The sequence below is a fragment of the Providencia sp. TYF-12 genome, from assembly GCF_041344805.1.
In the GTDB taxonomy this organism is placed as follows: domain Bacteria; phylum Pseudomonadota; class Gammaproteobacteria; order Enterobacterales; family Enterobacteriaceae; genus Providencia; species Providencia huashanensis.
The window spans coordinates 133438-153392 of the sequence record NZ_CP166833.1; the positions used below are offsets into that span (position 1 = coordinate 133438).

19 protein-coding genes are annotated in these 19955 nt (G+C 34.4%); 8 read left to right on the top strand and 11 right to left on the bottom strand.

The window, feature by feature from the left end; genetic code table 11:
* Position 1 precedes the first annotated feature (1 nt).
* Positions 2 to 463: a hypothetical protein gene (locus ABE954_RS00600; RefSeq protein WP_048605574.1), complete on the top strand. Its 462-nt coding sequence runs from the start codon at positions 2 to 4 to the stop codon at positions 461 to 463.
* Positions 450 to 1415 carry a FliM/FliN family flagellar motor switch protein gene (locus ABE954_RS00605; RefSeq protein WP_131680860.1) on the top strand — a complete coding sequence of 322 codons (966 nt, stop codon included), beginning with the start codon at positions 450 to 452 and terminating at the stop codon, positions 1413 to 1415. The genes ABE954_RS00600 and ABE954_RS00605 overlap by 14 nt, the downstream gene beginning before the upstream one ends.
* Positions 1416 to 1645: 230 nt before the next feature.
* Here the strand turns inward: ABE954_RS00605 and ABE954_RS00610 are convergent, their stop codons facing one another.
* From ABE954_RS00610 to sctR, 5 genes are read right to left on the bottom strand one after another with little or no spacing between them, the layout of a single operon-like run.
* Positions 1646 to 1978 (bottom strand): hypothetical protein, encoded by a 333-nt coding sequence (locus ABE954_RS00610; protein WP_371025692.1) that lies wholly within the window; start codon positions 1976 to 1978, stop codon positions 1646 to 1648.
* Positions 1947 to 3011: an EscU/YscU/HrcU family type III secretion system export apparatus switch protein gene (locus ABE954_RS00615; protein WP_272692820.1), complete on the bottom strand. Its 1065-nt coding sequence runs from the start codon at positions 3009 to 3011 to the stop codon at positions 1947 to 1949. Before ABE954_RS00615 ends, ABE954_RS00610 begins: the two co-directional genes overlap by 32 nt.
* Positions 3004 to 3780, bottom strand: coding sequence for a type III secretion system export apparatus subunit SctT (sctT, locus tag ABE954_RS00620; RefSeq protein WP_042848601.1), 777 nt, complete (start codon positions 3778 to 3780; stop codon positions 3004 to 3006). The genes ABE954_RS00615 and sctT overlap by 8 nt, the downstream gene beginning before the upstream one ends.
* A gap of 4 nt (positions 3781 to 3784) precedes the next feature.
* Positions 3785 to 4054, bottom strand: coding sequence for a type III secretion system export apparatus subunit SctS (gene sctS, locus ABE954_RS00625; protein WP_042848600.1), 270 nt, complete (start codon positions 4052 to 4054; stop codon positions 3785 to 3787).
* Positions 4055 to 4071: 17 nt separating this feature from the next.
* Positions 4072 to 4722: a type III secretion system export apparatus subunit SctR gene (gene sctR / locus ABE954_RS00630; protein WP_042848599.1), complete on the bottom strand. Its 651-nt coding sequence runs from the start codon at positions 4720 to 4722 to the stop codon at positions 4072 to 4074.
* A 680-nt stretch (positions 4723 to 5402) separates the two neighbouring features.
* Between sctR and ABE954_RS00635 the strand changes: the two genes are divergently transcribed.
* Entirely contained in the window at positions 5403 to 6974 is a 1572-nt protein-coding gene (locus ABE954_RS00635; RefSeq protein ID WP_371025693.1) for an ATP-binding protein, read from the top strand.
* 150 nt (positions 6975 to 7124) lie between these two features.
* Here ABE954_RS00635 and ABE954_RS00640 read toward each other — a convergent pair whose 3' ends face one another.
* From ABE954_RS00640 to ABE954_RS00655, 4 genes are all read right to left on the bottom strand, one after another.
* Positions 7125 to 7535 carry a hypothetical protein gene (locus tag ABE954_RS00640; protein ID WP_048605565.1) on the bottom strand — a complete coding sequence of 137 codons (411 nt, stop codon included), beginning with the start codon at positions 7533 to 7535 and terminating at the stop codon, positions 7125 to 7127.
* 239 nt (positions 7536 to 7774) lie between these two features.
* Positions 7775 to 8989: a type III secretion system inner membrane ring subunit SctD gene (sctD, locus tag ABE954_RS00645; RefSeq protein WP_371025694.1), complete on the bottom strand. Its 1215-nt coding sequence runs from the start codon at positions 8987 to 8989 to the stop codon at positions 7775 to 7777.
* On the bottom strand, positions 8986 to 10479 hold the full coding sequence (locus ABE954_RS00650) for an EscC/YscC/HrcC family type III secretion system outer membrane ring protein (RefSeq protein WP_129467240.1): 1494 nt from the start codon (positions 10477 to 10479) through the stop codon (positions 8986 to 8988). The genes sctD and ABE954_RS00650 overlap by 4 nt, the downstream gene beginning before the upstream one ends.
* Positions 10480 to 10489: 10 nt before the next feature.
* Positions 10490 to 10861 carry a hypothetical protein gene (locus ABE954_RS00655; RefSeq protein ID WP_042848594.1) on the bottom strand — a complete coding sequence of 124 codons (372 nt, stop codon included), beginning with the start codon at positions 10859 to 10861 and terminating at the stop codon, positions 10490 to 10492.
* A 351-nt stretch (positions 10862 to 11212) separates the two neighbouring features.
* Between ABE954_RS00655 and ABE954_RS00660 the strand changes: the two genes are divergently transcribed.
* The 3 genes from ABE954_RS00660 (at position 11213) to ABE954_RS00670 (ending at position 14425) form a co-directional block, all read left to right on the top strand.
* Positions 11213 to 11302 carry a hypothetical protein gene (locus ABE954_RS00660; protein WP_220129033.1) on the top strand — a complete coding sequence of 30 codons (90 nt, stop codon included), beginning with the start codon at positions 11213 to 11215 and terminating at the stop codon, positions 11300 to 11302.
* 75 nt (positions 11303 to 11377) lie between these two features.
* Positions 11378 to 13765 (top strand): hypothetical protein, encoded by a 2388-nt coding sequence (locus ABE954_RS00665; RefSeq protein ID WP_166686997.1) that lies wholly within the window; start codon positions 11378 to 11380, stop codon positions 13763 to 13765.
* A gap of 462 nt (positions 13766 to 14227) precedes the next feature.
* Positions 14228 to 14425, top strand: a complete 198-nt coding sequence (locus ABE954_RS00670) for a hypothetical protein (RefSeq protein WP_042848593.1) — start codon at positions 14228 to 14230, stop codon at positions 14423 to 14425.
* A 759-nt stretch (positions 14426 to 15184) separates the two neighbouring features.
* Here ABE954_RS00670 and ABE954_RS00675 read toward each other — a convergent pair.
* Entirely contained in the window at positions 15185 to 16372 is a 1188-nt protein-coding gene (locus ABE954_RS00675; RefSeq protein ID WP_042848658.1) for an NAD(P)/FAD-dependent oxidoreductase, read from the bottom strand.
* 373 nt (positions 16373 to 16745) lie between these two features.
* Between ABE954_RS00675 and pitA the strand changes: the two genes are divergently transcribed.
* Positions 16746 to 18236: an inorganic phosphate transporter PitA gene (gene pitA, locus ABE954_RS00680; RefSeq protein ID WP_042848657.1), complete on the top strand. Its 1491-nt coding sequence runs from the start codon at positions 16746 to 16748 to the stop codon at positions 18234 to 18236.
* Positions 18237 to 18369: 133 nt separating this feature from the next.
* Here pitA and uspB read toward each other — a convergent pair whose 3' ends face one another.
* Positions 18370 to 18705: a universal stress protein UspB gene (uspB, locus tag ABE954_RS00685; protein WP_042848591.1), complete on the bottom strand. Its 336-nt coding sequence runs from the start codon at positions 18703 to 18705 to the stop codon at positions 18370 to 18372.
* Positions 18706 to 19268: 563 nt separating this feature from the next.
* On the opposite strand from uspB, the gene uspA reads away from it, so the two are divergent.
* Positions 19269 to 19703, top strand: coding sequence for a universal stress protein UspA (gene uspA / locus ABE954_RS00690; RefSeq protein WP_042848590.1), 435 nt, complete (start codon positions 19269 to 19271; stop codon positions 19701 to 19703).
* Positions 19704 to 19955: the final 252 nt, after the last annotated feature.

Here is a 19955-nt window from a genome sequence, read left to right on the forward strand (position 1 = left end):
TATGTGTACTAAAGTAATGTCATCACGCCGCAATGTTATTATATTAAATAATGGTATGGACGATACGGCATCTCACCAAGATGCTCAACATCAGTTTGAAGAATTATTGACTATTCCAATAAAAGGAGGGGTCAATAATAATGATATAACACAAGAACGAAAGTGTTTAAGTTATATTGATGTGTCAAATAGCGCTGAATTATGTGAGCAGTTACTGAAAAAATTATCGTTGAATTGTTCTAACAATCAAAATAATCAATTAAAGTGGTGTTTAACAAATGGCCCATTAGCAGGGATGATTATTGAGGCTGATTATAATGAGGTAGGTATATCTATTTGTCTTTATTTGAATACTTCTTTATATAATCAAGAGTTGAATAAAATTATTGAGCAAATAAAAAGGGGGCTTTCGATAAAATTTAATTGCTCGATTTTTTTAAAGGTTAATCATGCCGATACCTGAAATTAATAATAGAACAGCAAAACTTATTCGTGCAGTAGGTACAGGTTGTCAATTAATCGGCGATGAAGGAACTCTATCTTTAACATTTGAGCATCGGAATTTGGCAATCGGTTTGTTACTGACAACTTGTATAAATGGTAATTCTATTGATTTTTGGGTAGATGAAAATGAATGGTGTCAATGGGTTAGTCCAGTACTTGCTATTCCATCATTTTCTATGGTTTCTGATGAGTTTAAGGACGTACTCGCGATATGGACAATAGATACTCTCAAGGCATGCATTGATATTGATGATTTTCAGTGGCCAACAGTTAAACAGATAAGCACGGGCTCTTTACCGCAAGGCGTGGGGTGGCAGTTGTGTGCGAAACATCATAATAGAATACTTAATTTTCACGTTATTGAAGCCCCTGATAGCTGGTTAGAGGTACTCATAGAGAACGGTTCGATAACTGATGAACAAGAAATAAGCTCGCCAATTATGATTGGGGCAAAGTTAGTGGCGGGTTGGTGTTTATTAAATAGTCAGCAAATATATTCTATACAAGAAGGTAATGCGCTGGTGCTTCAACAGCAAGCAGAGATTACCCGTGGAGAGTTTTTTCTTTTTACTCATCGTCCACTTGCCATTGTTTGTCAAGATGGCGAGTCAGGCATATTTAGCGTGGAGACATTAATGGATACTTTTGATGACTGGATTGATATACCTACAGATAGCTTAGCCAATACAGATAATCAAATTTCAAATACATTGATTCCTGTTTCAGTGGAAGTTGCTAATTTGAATATTTCAATTAATGAGCTAAGCCAGATCCGGCCGGGGTACTTATTTGAAAGTGAAAAACATTATAATACACCTGTTTCATTAAAAGTTGGTCATCGTATTTTTGCTTTTGGTACACTATTACGCATAGGGGAACGATTAGCGGTTAGAATAGATACATTATGCTAATTGATTTTATAGTGGCAGGTTAAGCTTGACTGCTTGTTGAGGCAATAGGCTAACAAGCAGTCAATAAATTAAATTTCATCATCAGGTGATAAATGATGATTGTCTGTGGGCGGTGATGATAAAAATAATGAAATTAATTTATTTGCTATATTAGTGTTATTTTCTGATATTGGTTCAATATCAAGTAATTCATCTGCTTCGTCATCTTCATTAAATTTATATATATCATTTCACTCCTCTGAAACCTTATTTAGATTTATATTTTCGATATTTTTTTCTTTATTGAACAATGTGTTGTTTATTTTATTTTCAAGGCTATTATTATATTCATCTAAATTTGACTCCATAATTTTCAATTCGGAGTTGGAAGAGATTTCGTCAAAAAACTCACTCCAGGTTAAAGTGTTTTCCGTATTTTTATTGTTTAAATTCAATGTGTTATTATTGATTAATGGACGCTCATTATTAGGCTCTTTTTTTACGGTAGTACAAGCGATTAGCGCCATACACGGTATTATTAAAAGAATGAGTTTAATCTTCATTTTTGGGGTTTTCTTTTTCATAGCTTAAATTCATAACCATACGCAAAATATTAGCGACAGGTTCAAATAAGCTTGGGTGAATATAATGACCTACTGAGGTTTTCTTTGCTAATGCACGGGCTAAATCGATACTCTCTACAATAGGTACTCCTGATTTCTCTGCAAACCTAATAATATTTAAGGCTCGGCTATTAAAGCCGACTTCAATGACTTTCGGTAATGGTGTTTCATTAATTTTATAATACAGACATACTGCAACATGTGTTGGGTTCTTAATCACGACCGTTGATTTAGCGACATTTTTAGATAAGCTCCCACTTTGAATTTCTCGGTGTATTGCTTTCCGTTTGCTTTTTAATTCAGGGTTACCTTCACTATTTTTATATTCTTTTTTAATTTCATCAATAGACATCATCAATTTCTTGGTGTTGTTATATCTCTGAAATGCGAAGTCAGCAATACCAAATATAATATAGAATCCAATTAGAGTTAAAATCATCCAGTAAAGTAAATGAATACATAAAATAACGCCATTAATAACAGGGTTCAAAGGTAAAAACTGTATTGAATTAGTGTTTTGAGCTAGTAACAAGTAAAAAATAATTGCTAGTGTTACTGTTTTAAATATAGATTTAACAAATTCAAATAGATTCTGCATTGAGAACATCTGTTTTGAATTAGATAATATATTGAGTTTTTTAAATGATGGTGTTAACGCTTCTGTTGCCAATAATGGCCCAACTTGAGCCATTATGGTAAAAACAGACGTCAATATGATAACGCCGGCTAAACCACCAGTAAAACGGATCACGATAGAAGAGAAAGTATTTAGCCACTGGCCAATCGCTAAATGACTATCATTGTTAATAAAATTAATATTAGTATTAATCATCAATTTTAAGGCATTCCAAAGTTCAGGGCCTTCAAAACTAAAATAAGTCAGTAAAATGACTAGCTGCATACCGCTGGTTATTTCATTACTTTTCGCTACTTGGCCTTTTTTTCGCGCATCTTTGATTTTCTTCGATGTGGGCTTTTCTGTTTTCTCACTCATTGAAAAAGTCCCATAAATTTAGGCTGATATTCAAATAGTCTAGGCTATAGGCCAATAAATGTTGGAACGCAAAACTGAAGCAGATAATCAGCATTAATAAGGAGAATGCACTTTTGATTGGCATCGCTAAGAAGAAAACATTAAGTTGTTGCGCTGAGCGGTTAATTAACCCTAAAGCCATATCAACTAAGACGATGACGACTATGGCTGGCATTGCAAAGCGAATACCTAGTTCATACATGAGTTGCCATAAACTGGAGATAAAAGAAAAAGCATCAATATGATAATTTAATGTACTGGCTGGTGGGATAGAAATATAGGAATTATAGATAGCCGCTATTAGTTGGTTAAAACCTCCACTAATAAGAAAAATAACATTAAATACTTGGCTAAATAACACTCCAAATAGCGAGGATTGTTGCCCTAATAATGGGTTAATGATACTTGCCATTGAAGAACCGCGCATGGTATCTATTATTGTTCCTGCTGCATCCATTGCCCAAAAGGGAATTGCAGCACAAAAACCGAGTATTAACCCAATGCTCACCTCACTAATAATTAACCATAAGTATCCACTAATATTAAGGTTAGATTGGGTCCAATTGGGGTACATATAAGCAATAGGTAATATAATCACTAAAAGTAGTGAGTTCCTAACTAAAGTACCGCCTAGGTTAGAGCTATTCAGCAAAGGAACAAGAAGAAAAACACCTAAGCAGCGTAACATGCTTAGTCCAAGGATGGGTAGGTATTCAATCCAGATGGTCAAGAGCTTACTCCCTCATATGAAGTATCATGTCAAAAACTTGATCTGCATAAGTAAGAATTACGTCACCCATCCAGCGATAGCTGATTGCAAGTGTAATAGAAACAGCAATTAACTTGACAAGAAATTGAATTGTCTGTTCTTGTATTTGGGTTAATGCTTGTAACAAACTAATTAAAATTCCCACACATGATGCGACGACGACGACAGGTAAAGATAAAAGTAAAACAAGCCACATCATTTGTTTTGCTAATTGGATTACCATAGTTTCACTCATTATTTATGGCCTTAGTGTTACGAAAATGAAAGAATCAGTTGCCTAAGTAATTTTTCCCAGCCCCCCATCAATACAAAAATTAATAGTTTTAAGGGCATAGATATTGTCATCGGCGAAACCATCATCATTCCCATTGCGAGTAATACATTGGAAACAATTAAGTCGATTGCAATGAACGGTAGGAATAACAATAAACCTATTTTAAAGGCTTCAATAAGTTGGCTAACGGTAAAAGCGGGGAGTAGGATAAGTAAAGATTCATCTGGAATTTTATCATGATACTTTTCAGGCCAAATTTGATGACCGATATTGGCAAAAAAAAATTGTTGTTCAGGGTCTGTATTTTTTTTAAGAAACTCTCTATAAGGTAATAATATATTTCTTTCAACTTTCTGAATAAATAGCGGTGATTCTATTTCTATAGGCTCATTAATTAAATTACTTTGGATAGCAAGAATAATAGGGGCCATTGTAAATAAGGTTAAGACGAGTGCTAAGCCATAGATTGCGATATTTGGTGGTGTTTGCTGGATACCTAATGCATTACGCAGTAAAGAAAATACAATCGCTATTTTTAGGAATGACGAACCTAATACGAGAGCTAAAGGAAAAATAGATAGCATAAATAATATAAGAATCAATTGTAATGGCTGGTCTAATAAAGGCATCTAAAAATTCCAGAAATATCATGTGAATGATATTATGAAGTTGGATGCTGTTTTTGAGTATAAGGTAAAAGCCTGAGTTTATAAGGCTTTTAGTTCCCTCACCATTGTTCAATGTTTATTTTTTATGGATAAGTTGTTAATTTATATGGTTGGTTACGCTAAAGTGTAACTGTATATTAATATAAATATCGTATTTTTATTTATGCTAGAAATAATTCCATGTTTTATTTGTGATATTATCCTGATTAAAATGTTTATGAGGTGAATGTAATTATAGTTAACAGTTAAATATAGTAATTGTTTTGTGTGTTTCAATAAAGTAATTACAAAATTAATTTTATCATTTCTATATTGATAAGTTATATTAGTGATATTTCAAGTATATTCAAATATTACTTTTTTTGTTGCTTTTTTAAATTTAATCATAATTAAAATTCATGTTGTATACTTATTGATAATTTCATTTTTTTACAAGGAATGATATTTATCAAGAAAATTATCTGGCGGGTGACATATTATTTAATTTTGTTTTGTTACTATTTGTATTTGTGAATGATTTATTGTTTTGTATTATACCAAAAATGTATGGGAGAAAAATTAATTCTGACTGAATATCTCAGGGCTATAGATTATTAGATGATATTTTTATAATCTCTGTCTGTAAAATTATAGGTAAACCAATGAAAAAAGATCATATGGCTGAAATAAGCGAAAGTATTATTCATGAAATAAGAACCCCGATGAATGGTATTATTGGTGCTTTAGAGTTATTGCAACAGACATCACCAACACATCAGCAACAAAATTTATTAGCAATCATGCGTACATCTGCTGATTATATGCTAGATGTTATTAATAATTCATTCAATTTTAAAGAGATAAACTATAACTTAGGTTATGAATTGGTTGATTTATTTGAGCTTATTGATAAGGTCATGGTCATTGTTAGTTTTGAGGCAAAAAGAAAAGGATTAGCGTTATCAACGTATATTTATCCAGATACTCCTAAAAAGGTAAGGGTAAGCCAAATAAGTTTAATGCAAATACTTATTAATCTAATTGGAAATGCGATTAAATTTACAACTGAAGGTTCTATAAAGATTAAAGTAGGTATAGATAAATCTAATTTAGTTTTCGATATTATTGATACTGGAATAGGTATTGATATCAGCCAACAAAATAAAATATTTAAACCATTCTTTAAGGTGAATTTAAATGAAAATGGCAGTGGGTTAGGGTTAAGCATATCAGCAAATCTTATTAAGCTAATGAATGGTAAAATAAAAATACAAAGTCAGTTAGGGAAAGGAACTCATTTTAAATTATATATTCCAATGAAAAGCGATGAGTGTTTAAGGAAAGTGTTTAATTCATCAGCTATAAAATATATTGGCTTTGGTCAACAATTACGTTTATGGGAAATTAATCTGAACTTAGGAAAGAGCAAGTTATTAGACTATTCAGATTTTAATGTCCCATCTGGCTTTTTTTGTAATAATTCATCTGGATTTAATAGGAAACATAAAGGGAAGCAACATAACTTAGCGTCTTCTACTTTATGGTCATTAAAAATTTTGGTTGTTGATGATGTTTCCCTGAATCAAAATATAATAAAAATAATATTGGAAAATATGGGGCATCAAGTAGATTTAGCAAGTTCTGGTTCTATAGCTATTGATTTAGGCAAAAAAAACATTTATGACATGGTTCTAATGGATTTGAATATGCCAATGCAAAATGGGTTTGAAACGCTTTTACGTTGGAGAACATTAGAAAATGAAATATTAGACAATGACACTCCTATTATTGCCACAACAGCGGGGGATAGAGGTATACAGTATAATGATAATACAAATGTGAAGTTTAATGATTGTTTATTGAAGCCATTTAATATTGATAGATTGTCTGATCTTATTGAAAAAGTTATTATGATTCAGTTGGGAAGGGGGATTGAATTAGCTAAAAATAAAAGAAAAAATGATGCCATAATTAATATCAATGAATGTGATGATTTGAGGTCTAGGTTTAAATCAACATTTGAACAGTTTTCAACGCAAATTGAAATTGCATGGCATGAAAAACAGGGAAATAAATTTTTAGCAGTATTGCATTCAATAAAAGGCTGCGCAGCGTTGACAGGTATAAATGGTATTTATGATGCTTGCCAGTACTTAGAGAGCAAAGTTAAAATTGGTGAATGGTCTGAGAAAGATAAGCATATTTTATTAGAGCAAATATCTCTTTATTGCTAATTATTATTTATTTAAATTAATATGTAAATGATAAATGATTTATCGACTAATCATTTATCATTTATCATTTATCATTTATCATTTTAAATGTATTTTTATATTTTAAATATAAAAAAACGGGCGAAGTTATAATGAAATTTCTATTTTGTTTTACTGTTTACATAAATTAATAATTTTACTCATGAAAGAGACGAAAGTATTTATTGCATCTGCTGCGGATTCTCCATTTTTTAAAGCAAAAGGTGAAAAAACAGCTCTCAATTCTATATAGTCATTAATATTTAATAAGGCAGGCTGCCCAAAGTAAAAATATTGGTTAGTATTATCCATTAATTTTGACAATATTATTTCACTATGTAAAGCAGTATTCAGCTCATCTTTGGGGCTTAATACTGACCATATCATGGGCATCTCATCTACCGTGAATATATTAATGTCAGGCATCTCATGTAAACTAATAGTGATTGCAGAGTGGTTATCAATTTTATTATTTTGAAGTATATCTTCACGCCCTATATGGCTAATTGCACTAGTAACTAATTCAGCTAAATCAATATACATTCAGTACCTCCGGATGATAGCGTTTCCATATTATGACAATGATTTCTTCTACTTGGTAATGAGAGTTTAAGATATGGTATATTTTCTCTCTCAATATTGAATTGTTTGTTTCATTCAGTCTATTAGTCAGGTCTTCTTTAGAAGCATTGATTCTGAATAATAGGCCATCACGATAACCACCTGATTTATCTTGTTTTAATTTACGTTCTAAACTCGTTAACTGTGACATTTTTTTATATTTAAAGGTTAATTGGAATTGATAAAAAATTTTGTTTATATATTAACATTAGAGTATTCATACTGAGAGAATACACCTTATAGCCATTTGGTAAAATACTTCCTTTATATAGTCTCATATTGTTAGATAGTTGTAGGTAAATATATTCATCATTACCTCCAATACTTATAATTTTCCCAGGTAAAAATTCATCAATAATATTTTTGTTAGGAATGTTTTGATAGTTTATTTTCATTCTTGTTTTTTGTGACTTATTGAAATCACTAATGATAATATTTAATTTTTCTAAATCTTTATCTGGAACTTTTCCGCTAACTAATAATTTATTATTTTCAATTGAAATATTCAGTCCCTCTAAAAGTGATTCTGAATCAAGAAAATGGAGTGTTTTTTTAAATTCTTCTGAGCGGTCATTAATGACAACCCAACTTTTTAATAAACTAATTTGATTTATTTGAGCTTGTGTTTGCTGCCAATGATTATCAAATTGAATATCACCATAAATTTTCACGCTATCTAAGCTATTACCTTGAGTAATATCAATATCATGATAACCATTCATTTCTAGTGTTTGACGAACTAGGTTATGTAGTGTGCTAACATCGATGCTTTTATTATAAAAGGAGAAACCAAATTGGGCGAATTGCTCTTGTAGTTGATAAATCGTATTTTTTGAAACTGATACGCCGCTGAGATGAATTATGCCATTATTATCAAAGCTTGCTTGCAAACCTAGGTGATCTGGTTGTTTCATTTGTTGCTCTAACCAAATAACTTTATCAAATGGCTCCTCATTTTCTGGAGATATGTCAGTTGAGATCCCTATAGCAAGGAGTGCTAAGAATAAAAAAATGATGGCTATTGTTAGTGTAACAACGTGAGTTTTATTTTTATTTCTTCTTAGCGGAATTGCTAATGTTGGTAATGGTTGTTCTATATCTCCAAATATAAAGACTAATCCAGCGAGGTCTATCACTCTTTTTTGAGGCAATAGCTCATTAGTTTCCCAAGGCAACCCATCTACCCAAAGGGGAACAGGCTGAGACAAGCGAATGCCTTGTTCATTCACGATCAATAGTGTTTCCGCATTTAACTCTAGTGGTAAGGCGATATCAGGTGTTTCTCCCCCTAAGCGAATTTCACCGAGTGGGAGTGCTAATTCTCGACCCGCTAATATTCCACTTAGCCATTTTAATTTATAAAGAGGTTTCATCATTGGTATAGGTTGGCTGGCTGTGCTTTAATAAGAAACAAGCGTATTGTGCTACGATTATTTTTTTGAGAAGAGTTAAATAAACCTCCAATAATAGGAATATCACTAAGCAATGGGATTCTGCGTTCACCCTCACTATGCTCATCTTGTACAAAACCACCTAATAATAAGCTTTGCCCAGCTTGCAAAAGAGTTTGGGTAGAAACTTCAGAACTTAGTGTTTGAGGTAGTGGTTCTAATTCACTAGTTGAATGGATTTGCCTACCATCTTGAATTGATAGGGTTAGCATGATTTCTTTTTTTCCCTGCTCTTCAATTAGCCGAGGTGTTACCCGTAATAATGAGCCTGTTGATATCGAGTCCAATTTTGCTGTATTGTCAGCTATGAGTTTTGTATGGAATGTGATACTCCTATCTAGAACAGCTTGGTTATTATCTAATGTTACAATTGAAGGGCGAGATAATATTTGTGCTTTAGCATTTTGCTGAAGTGCATTGAGTTTAATCATAAAATTACTAGTATTAGAAACGATAGAAGAGAAGCTGCTGGTATCAGGTATTCCGTTATTATTTAAGCTTATATTTCCACCGCCAATTTGGGCGGATGCTGACCAATCAATGCCCAATGTACTTAAGTCTTCGGCATTAACATCAACAATGAGCACTGATATTTCGATAATAACTGGTTTTTTATCTAATTGAGTTATGAGTGAGGCATAGCGTGGCATTGTTAGTTTTCTATCACGAATAATAATTGCATTTTGTCTTTGATCTACAGAAAACATAGGAAGATTGCTATCTGTTGGAGATGGTTGCCCTTGGTTTTGTAATAATGGTAATGTTCGGCCCTGAGCCATATCTTTTAGGACACTAATAATGCCGGGGACAATAATTTTTTGGCCTCGATATTCATAATTTCCATCCGCTGCATTAGCGTACTTGAGAGGAAATACACGGATCTCTTCTTGGTTTTGGTCTTGATTTAATTTTTGTGCATCAATACGGGTTGCCATTGCTTCAATGCGTTGAATACATATGGGAACACCTTGTATTTGTAGGGTATTAGATGCAGAAATAATACTAGCTTGGCAGTAAGGTTGACCTAATATATTACTGTTTTTTAATTGCTGAATAAAAGTATTTATATTTAAATAAGTTGGAGCTATAAGTTCGGAGCTTACTTCTTGAGCTTTGTAGAAATAAAGTGCTTGTCCATCATAGTACCAAGCGAGCTTATGCATACGAGAAATCTTATTTAATGCTAATTCAGGGAGCATTTTAGGGATGGTCCCGACAAAAATATCATCTATTTGATTACTCACAATTACAGGAATATTATAATTTGCTCCGAAATCACGTAGGACTTCTGAAAGCTTATTTCCTCTACTCGAAATAAAAAAAAGTGAGTCATTTTTCCATGGTATTGTCGATGCTAAAGCCCCATAGCAATGTAAGGCAGCTATTGTTATAAAAACAAATAATATTCTTATCATTATATTAGTTCTAATTATCGGTTAATATCGTGTTTGTATAGTGTTTAAATAGCCATTTAACTAGTTTAGTCTGTTGATATATTAGCTTTTTATACTGCTGATGATTTAGTTCTTTGCTGTAATGACGTAGTAAATATAAACGGTTAGATTCTAAAATAAGGCTATCATCAGTAAAACTGCACTTAGATGCCAGCCATAAACAAACATGCATTAGCCATTTTGTATTTATATTTTGTAAGCCAGTATCTATCGCTAAGCACATACCATAAGCATAGTTCCCCACCCACGCTGGGGTACCATTAATATCAAGGAGCACTCTATCGGTTAGTGAAGTTATCTGTTTTATGTTTTCTTGGGCTATGAATGGAGCTGGGAGTTTCATATAACCTCTACAATGATAAAAATAGAAGCGTATTTTGAAGCGTTTTAGAATTTAAGATATAAGGTAATACCCTGAATTATATTTATTTATATTTCAGCCAGTTTTATTTTTTAGTATAAAAATATAATATTAATTAACTTTCTGATTAGCAAAAAATATTTCACTATAAATTATTATCTTAAATATATAGGGTCTATAGATATTCCACTGGCTTTTCATGATAAGTTTTAGATTAAATATGTGATTGGAACGATATCATCAAAACATATCAATTTATTTGTACTGTCTTTTTATGGCAACTTAATAAAACCTATATGAAGGATAACGGGTAAATGCTTTTATCTTTACCGTGTGATTGATAAAAATAGGGAGACAGTAGATGTCTATTATTCACCAATCTGTAATCGTCATGCTGCCTATAAATTTCTCAAAGGATATTAAAAACGTATGCCTTGGGGCTGCAATCAAAAATCGTAAATACCGATAAGCACGCCGTTTTAATTAAAAGGACTAATTATGCCAATATCAGCGTTGCAGTACAGAGTTACAGCAGGAGCTTATCAGAATAAGCTGCACAATAGTTTTAGGATGAACCCTATAGAACAGACTCGGGGCATAAACTCTGACCATTCAGCCATTCCGGATGAAATACACCTTTTAGGACGAAGTATTAGCAGAGTTGTCAATTCTCATGAACAGTTGAGCAGATCATCGTACCAGACTACAAATCCGCGACAGGGTATAGCAGCCCCTCTGCTAATGTTGCTAACCGAAGTTCAGTTAACCTATACCCCTGTTGTTGCAACTAGCCCAACAACGGTATCCGAGAGCGAAATGAAACCTTCAATGTCTGAAAATGTTGAGCAATCGGCTAACAGTAATCACTTCTGGGAGACCATCCAAAAGGCCAGTGTATTACCTGCAGCAGGATATCAAGATAAAGAAAAAAAGCTGCCTATAAAAAATCGGTCATCTAGATATGCGGTTTTTAAACAGAAAACAACGACCCCTCCACCTGAACCTGATGATGTTAAAACCGTAAAGTTGGATTCTTCGTGTTTTGAAAAAAGACAAAACTTATCCCGCCCAGATGTATTCAGACAGATTGGTGAAACTTTAAGGAACCCAGTAAGTGAACTTGCAAAGGAATCTCAGGTTATTCATTATTATAATAATAATTACGGATGCCCAACCCCAGAAGAAAGGGTAAATCTTTTATCGATAACCTCAAAGGTAGACAAAACGATATCGGCAATTACAGCATTGCTACCTGGTAGTCAGCCACTTGTGGTTACACAAAGATTGGGTGGGGCTCTATTCAGAATGATAGCGGATAGCATCGATAATAAACAACTGAATACGGATGATTTATTTGAAGTAAATGACCAACTTATTACTTTGGGTAAAAGCATCGTAGCTACCTCCCCAAAAGATTCAAAAGGACAAACAATTGAAGGTCAGTTAAGGGTGCCTGAGGGCTTATCTTTTAAAAATAACAAATTGTCAGTTAATATTAAAGGGACTGACAGAGAGTTTATTATTAAAAATGGTAGATATTTTACTAATATCGATGGTAAGCACCGAAGAATATCTTACTCTTTGAAAAATAAGCAATGGGTAAGAACTCCCAAGTACATTAAAACATCAGGTGAAAAAGTTTACTTCCCATTTAGGATAGGTAAACTATTAAATGGGAGCATAGACAAAAAAACACTGGTTTCAATAAGCCCAAATCAGCATGGTATCTATACCGTAACAAGTCAAACATCTGCAGGATCCTTTCATGCAATAAAAATTGGTTATGAGTTCTATCGTTACATCCCAGAAAATGGAAGGAGTGCGAGTTTAAGTGGTGTTATAAAAACTGACAGTGCTGACATAAAGGTGTCTCGGTTCGGTAAAAGATATTTCATTGTCAATGAAAAGAAGAAATTATCCGTAAACTACTCACCATGTCGACTGGGGCGATCACCGGGTTCTTCGTGCTTACATTTTTCTGACGGGCTGATAAGCAAGCTTAATGAGAACAGGAATAATGGGGTCCCCGAAAGACGAATCCGAGGGATTAAACCATCTGAAACCAATCCTGGATTATATGAGTCGGAAAAAGGGACACTTTATCTAAAATACGATAATGTTTATTTCAAGTTAATTAGCTCACAGGGTTGGATAGATGAGCCACAGTTTATGGTTACGGGTAAAAAAATATTTGGTAGTAAGAAAATAACCCCTGTTTGTTTTAGTAGGGAACGAGGATTTAATTATATAAATACGCCTCTAGAAAATATGATGGAAAGTGTTGGCATGCCAGAAAAAGTGGCGATGTCTCATATAAAAAACCAATCTAAGATACAACCAGTTGTCATTGGTACAGGAAGTTTAAGTGAGGTTTATGATATAGGGGATGGGTTTGTTAGCAAAATCTATAAGAGCAGAATTAATAAGACTCACAAAAGTAGGCTCTCTTCAGCAAAAAAAAATGCAGAAGGATTTAATCGGTATTATGGAAAAGGTTCAGGTACAGTAAGAGTTACTCCATACAAAGATGGTTCTGCAACGGTGTCAGTGAAATTGAAGAAAATAGATGGGTATGTATTAAGTAGTATTAAAGACTTATCTAACCCTGTGTTATTAGAAAAAATAGAGACGGCAATTAAAACGAGTAAACCATCTGAGAAACTATCTTCTTTATTGCAAAGTCATGGGATCTCACATAACGACATAAATAAGGGGAACATCATATATAATAATGGCGAGTTCTTTGTGATAGATTTTGACTCAGCCGATTTTTTACCAAAAGGTGAGATAGTTAGTAAGTCAAAAACTAATACTATGAGAAATAGTTTCGACCGTATCTTTAATGAAATCTTAAGAGAGATAGGAAACCGCAGAAAGGAGCACTAAAGGCAGGAACCTTGTGAGGGCCTGTGCCTGATAAATGGGCTATCCGTGCGGGTAATGAACCGGTATTGATATCCGATAAGGGGTTCGGATATAAATCAATATTTCTATAGTGGTTATAAATATATTTATAATATTAAATCAAGCATACTAACTATTCGTTTATGATATGAAAGATAATTTAATGATTGCTGCTAATGGCTGAGGTCTATTTTTAAAAGTGAGTTAGATGTAAAGCCAGTTATGGTAATGTGTGTATCTAATCTAGCTATTCGGTTGATTTTAGGGAAGATGGATAGTTTCTCCTAAATGTATGAATAATATTGATATTTAATATTTGTTACTTTTTATTTTTTGTTTAGAACTGTTAATCGTTTTATATTGTTTCACCTTAAATTTAGATGATGTTAGTCACATTTCTACACAGATACATACAAGGTTATAAATCAACGCAATGGTGATTTTATGTTAAAAAAAGCAAAGTTAATCAATATTCCAATTGAATATATAGAAAAATATCAATACTTTAAAAAAAACGGATATACTTCCTTATCTCTTAGTTCCTTTATTATTGAGGCAACTAGAAAAGCACTTGATGAAAACAAAGTAGAGGATCAAAATGAAATGTTAAAATCGCGCACTCGAATTACTCTAACTCGATAATACTATCTCAGTATTTTATAATGACACCGATAGCCCCGAAAGGGGCCATTTAATATAAAAAATATAAATTTAATATCTAAAAAACATATTTTAAACTAACTAAATATTATTGATAATAAGTTAATGTCTAGAAATCTCATTCTTATTTATAATTTAAATGGGGTGTAAATGGTTTTTTACTGTATGTTAGATTACACATTTTTAATAGTTCAACCGCTGTGAGTTTAAAGCTGGTTAAGCACCCAAGTAATGAACGAAAGTTTGAATATAAAAAAATATCTAAACTTATAGAACTGTCTATAGGTTATATATAATAAAGGAATAATATAGATAATGGTTTTTTACATGACTTCCTAACATGAAAGGTTAAAAAAGAGTTTCATGGGAAAATCTCAAGGATAGTTATGAATATGGTTCTTTGTTAAGTAAGGGCTTTATTGGCTGTCTTAGACAGTGCTGATTGAGTATAGTGAGAATTAAAAACCCGAGTTCTATGGCGTAACCTAACCACCTTAAAGCGTTTAGAATTATTAGAGCTATCTAATTATAAATTTCAATTTCGAAAAATTTAAATTGGGGGTTAAGTGTACGGCGGTTCTGTCTTCCGAGATGATTGCTTATTTTAATTCGATCATGACCTCGGCCGCGCTTGGGACTTTTCGGTGATGGCTTTAATCAAGCAATGAGCAGATTGTTTTGGTTGATGGTGAGCAATATCACGCTCACCAATTCGGATGACCGTATTTTTATGCGTTCAGTTTAAGGTAAATTTTCAGCACATGCTGCTGCTGAACTCCATGCCCACTGGAAATTATAGCCGCCTAACCAACCCGTCACATCCATGACTTCACCAATAAAATACAAGCCAGATACTTTAAGCGATTCCATCGTTTTAGATGAAATTTCATGTGTGTCCACTCCACCAAGTGTAACTTCAGCGGTACGATAGCCTTCAGTCCCATTAGGTTGTACCTGCCATTGATGTAAGGTGTTATGTAGTGCTTCAACCTGAGGGTGATTAAGTTGCTTTAGTGGACACTCAGGGATTTGCCCTAGCGCCTGTAATACCTCGATTAACCGTTTTGGTAATAATTTAGCCAGTGTATTTTTAAGTGATTGGTTAGGGTGTTTTTGTTTTTCCACCATAATAAAGTCAGTTAATGAAAGGTTAGGAAGTAAGTTAATACTTACATACTCGCCAGGAAGCCAGTAACTAGAAATTTGCAAAATTGCAGGCCCAGAGAGACCACGGTGGGTAAACAAGATATTTTCTTTAAATACGGTCCCATCCATTGCTGTAACCTCAGCAGGAACGGATATACCTGAAAGTACTTGTAATGCTTCTAACAGTGGCTTGTGTAAAGTAAAAGGCACTAATGCTGCGCGTGTAGGAATAATGGTATGCCCAAACTGTTCTGCGAGACGATAACCAAAGGGTGTTGCACCGAGACCTGGCATAGATAACCCTCCGGTTGCAACAACGAGTGAGTGGGCACTCACATTTTCCCCGTTGATAGTAACTAAGAAACCATTATCTGTTTTTTCGACGGCGGTGACTTCACTGCGTAGCTTGATAGCCACATTTGGTAAATCACATTCAGTTTTTAGCATATCGACGATATCTTGTGCGCTATTATCACAAAAAAGCTGCCCTAATGTTTTTTCATGGTAAGCAATATTATATTTTGCGACCAAGGCAATAAAATCCCATTGTGTGTAGCGAGCAAGTGCTGACTTACAAAAGTGAGGGTTACTTGAAAGGTAATTGCTATGTTCTGTGTACATGTTTGTAAAATTGCACCTGCCACCCCCGGACATCAATATTTTTCTGCCGAGTTTTTTTCCGTTATCAAGCACCAGCGTATTTAAGCCTCGTTTGCCAGCGAGTGAGGCACAAAATAAACCTGCTGCACCTGCACCTAAAATAATAACGTCAATATTTTTCACAATAAGGTTCTCTATATATTTGATTTTAAGCATAATTACATTATGAACATAGATATTTTACGTCATCTTGTCATGATTGTAATGTAAAGCTTTGAGGTAGAACTGATGAAAAGTATGTAGGACGTATTATAATTAGAGAAATTCGGCAAAAAATAGCAAATGATGATTATTTTCTGGAAACATCGTTAAAAAGTTGCAAAAATTCAGAATAAATTTGTTTAAGCCAATCTATTGAAATATATGGGGTAATTACTATGAGGTACTTTTTTGATGGGTAGTTAAATCAAAAAAAGGTTAGATTTTGCTTCCACCGCCAGCGTTTGTCACTGATAATGCGCCGCGTTCATGTCCAACATATAATGGCTTAACGTCTATGCTACATCTTTTTACAGGTTTAGAATTTCATACAGGTCTATTATTAGTTCTAGCACTGTTATTTGTGCTGTTCTATGAGGCTATAAATGGCTTCCATGACACCGCTAACGCGGTAGCAACGGTTATTTATACCAGAGCAATGCGGGCTCAGTTCGCAGTTGTCATGGCAGGGGTTTTTAACTTTTTCGGTGTCTTGCTGGGAGGGTTGAGCGTTGCGTATGCAATTGTCCACCTCTTACCAACAGACCTCTTGCTTAATGTGAGCTCAGCTCACGGCCTTGCAATGGTTTTTTCATTGCTTCTGGCTGCAATCATTTGGAACCTTGGAACGTGGTACTTAGGTATCCCTGCTTCAAGTTCACATACGCTGATCGGGGCGATTATCGGGGTGGGTTTAACCAACGCGATTGTAACTGATTCATCTGTAGTTGATGCCTTGAACGTACCGAAAATGATCAGTATTTTCATGTCATTGATTTTATCTCCCGCAATTGGTTTTGTGATAGCTGGTTTGATGATTTTCTTTTTGCGCCGTTATTGGAGTGGCACAAAGAAACGTCGTCGAATTCACTTAACCCCAGCAGAACGTGAGAAAAAAGATGGGAAGCGTAAGCCACCATTTTGGACGCGTACTGCATTGATTTTATCTGCGGTTGGTGTCAGTTTCTCCCATGGTGCGAACGATGGCCAAAAAGGCATCGGTCTTATCATGCTGGTGCTAATTGGTGTTGCGCCAGCGGGCTTCGTGATGAATATGAATTCAAACGGCTATGATATCGCTAAAACGCATGATGCGGTTGTCCACCTGCAACAATACTATGAAACACATAAACCAGCGTTAAACCATGCGATAGAAAATGCCCCTGTGGTGGCTGAAAGCAGCGATGAGCCCGGTGGTGAATTCCACTGTGATAGTTCCCGTACTGGTGCGATTTTAAATCAAGCGCAAACCATGCTGGATGGCATTCAAAGCTATGAAGAGCTAACGCCTGATCAACGTAATCATGCACGTCGTTTATTGATGTGTATCTCTGATACCGCAAATGCTGTTGCTAAGTTACCAGAAACGAGTTCGAAAGATGCGAGTTTACTGAAAAAATTGAGTAATGACTTGCTGTATACCGTTGAGTATGCGCCACTTTGGATCATCATTGCTGTTGCCTTAGCGTTATCGTTAGGTACCATGTTTGGCTGGCAGCGCGTTGCTGTTACCATTGGTGAGAAAATTGGTAAGAAAGGCATGACTTATGCGCAAGGTGTTTCTGCGCAAGTCACGGCGGCGGTTTCCATCGGTGTTGCAAGTTACACTGGGATGCCTGTTTCAACGACGCAAGTTTTATCTTCAGCAGTCGCTGGTACCATGGTTGTCGACGGTGGTGGTGTGCAAACTAAAACCATCAAGAGCATTGCTTTAGCGTGGCTACTGACTCTGCCTGTCTCAATTGTGTTATCTGGCGGTTTGTACTGGCTATCATTGCTGTTTATCTAACAGCGCTTAACTTGGCTTCATATCGTTTGTATGGGGCCTTTAAACGTTACATGAACATAGTAATATAAATATACGAAAGAGTGATGGCCTTACGGCCATCACTCTTTTTTTATCGTTAGGTGGGTGAATATTATTAACCTGTCACTAATAAGTAGATTAGGCTTACAGCAACAAGAATGCTAAGTCTACTTATCATCATAAATTGCTTACGAATTCGCTCACAGCGTAAAATGACTTCTGGGTCGTAGTGGTCAATATATTGTTTATTATTGATGTACCTAACCAATCGCAGCTGTTTGTTCAGTTGACCATGGGTGGTAAAAAACCCATTACCATCAACGGATTGGTAGAGCAGAGGGTCTGAATCCCTTAAAATGGACAATAAAACACGAATTGAAGAAAAATACCGCATCATATTCAAGATACATAAAATACATAATGCCCAAAACAATGCAATCATACTGAACATAATCCCCTCCTTAGAACCTAGGGGCTATTGACCTTTTGATTGGTTCTCTCAGCAGCAAAGCTATCGCTTTACCGTAATGCTATTGATTTTCATGCCTTGTATTAATGAGAAGTGACCAGCAAAGTTCAACTGCGCCTAGCTCACTGCAATTGTCACAAAGGAAATACAGCAAAACGTTGCACTTAAACTAAGTTTTTTTATTGTAGGATATATTCTTGCTTAAAAAAAGTGCAGCGGGCACAAAATTATGATGACTATTTGTTTATATTGAGAAAATTGTCAGTAGTTTCTATGTATGTTCGTCTAAAATATAAAAGAGCATGGGAGAATGTTTTACGCAATTTTAGTGTATCCTTAGCTCAAATTGTTTAGGCAAATATATTAATATTGAATGAATGATGTTATTGTTTTATAAAATGTTATATGAACTGATGATTTAAAGGTTAATCTGCTTAGATGTGATCAAAGCAACACTTAATAATCACAATTTGCAGGTATAGTATTCATAAAGATGTGGTGAAGGCATAACCACTGGATAATCAGCATTTGGAAGGAGTTTACTTATGGCTTACAAACATATTCTTGTGGCGGTAGATTTATCACCTGAAAGTAAAGTATTACTGGATAAGGCTGTCTCTATGGCAAAACCTTACGGGGCCAAAGTATCCATGATCCATGTTGATGTGAACTATTCGGACCTCTACACAGGTCTTATTGATGTCAACCTTGGTGACATGCAACAGCGTATTACGGATGAAACTCGTAACGCTCTGAAGGACTTGTCTGCAGGTGCAGATTATGAAATCCAAGAAACTCTTAGCGGTAGTGGTGATTTAGGCCAAGTACTGGTTGATGCGATTAAAAAATATAATATGGATTTAGTCGTCTGTGGTCATCACCAAGATTTCTGGAGCAAGTTAATGTCATCTGCTCGTCAGCTAATCAATACAGTTCATGTGGATATGTTGATTGTGCCATTAAATGACGATGAAGAATAAGTCACATCGCTAAATTAGAAAAATTATTCACTAAAAACGCTTGCTTATGCAGGCGTTTTTTTTGTTACAAAATATGTACTTCGAGGTGGTTATTGGCAGGTCAAGCGATTTATTTTGCATTACAGTGAAAAAAAACCTTGAATTTAGAATACAAACTAATGATATATTCAATAGGCAAACACAAATCAACCTCACATTTCCTAAAAATAATGACAAGAAAGAGTGAGGCACATCACAACAACTACATGTTAA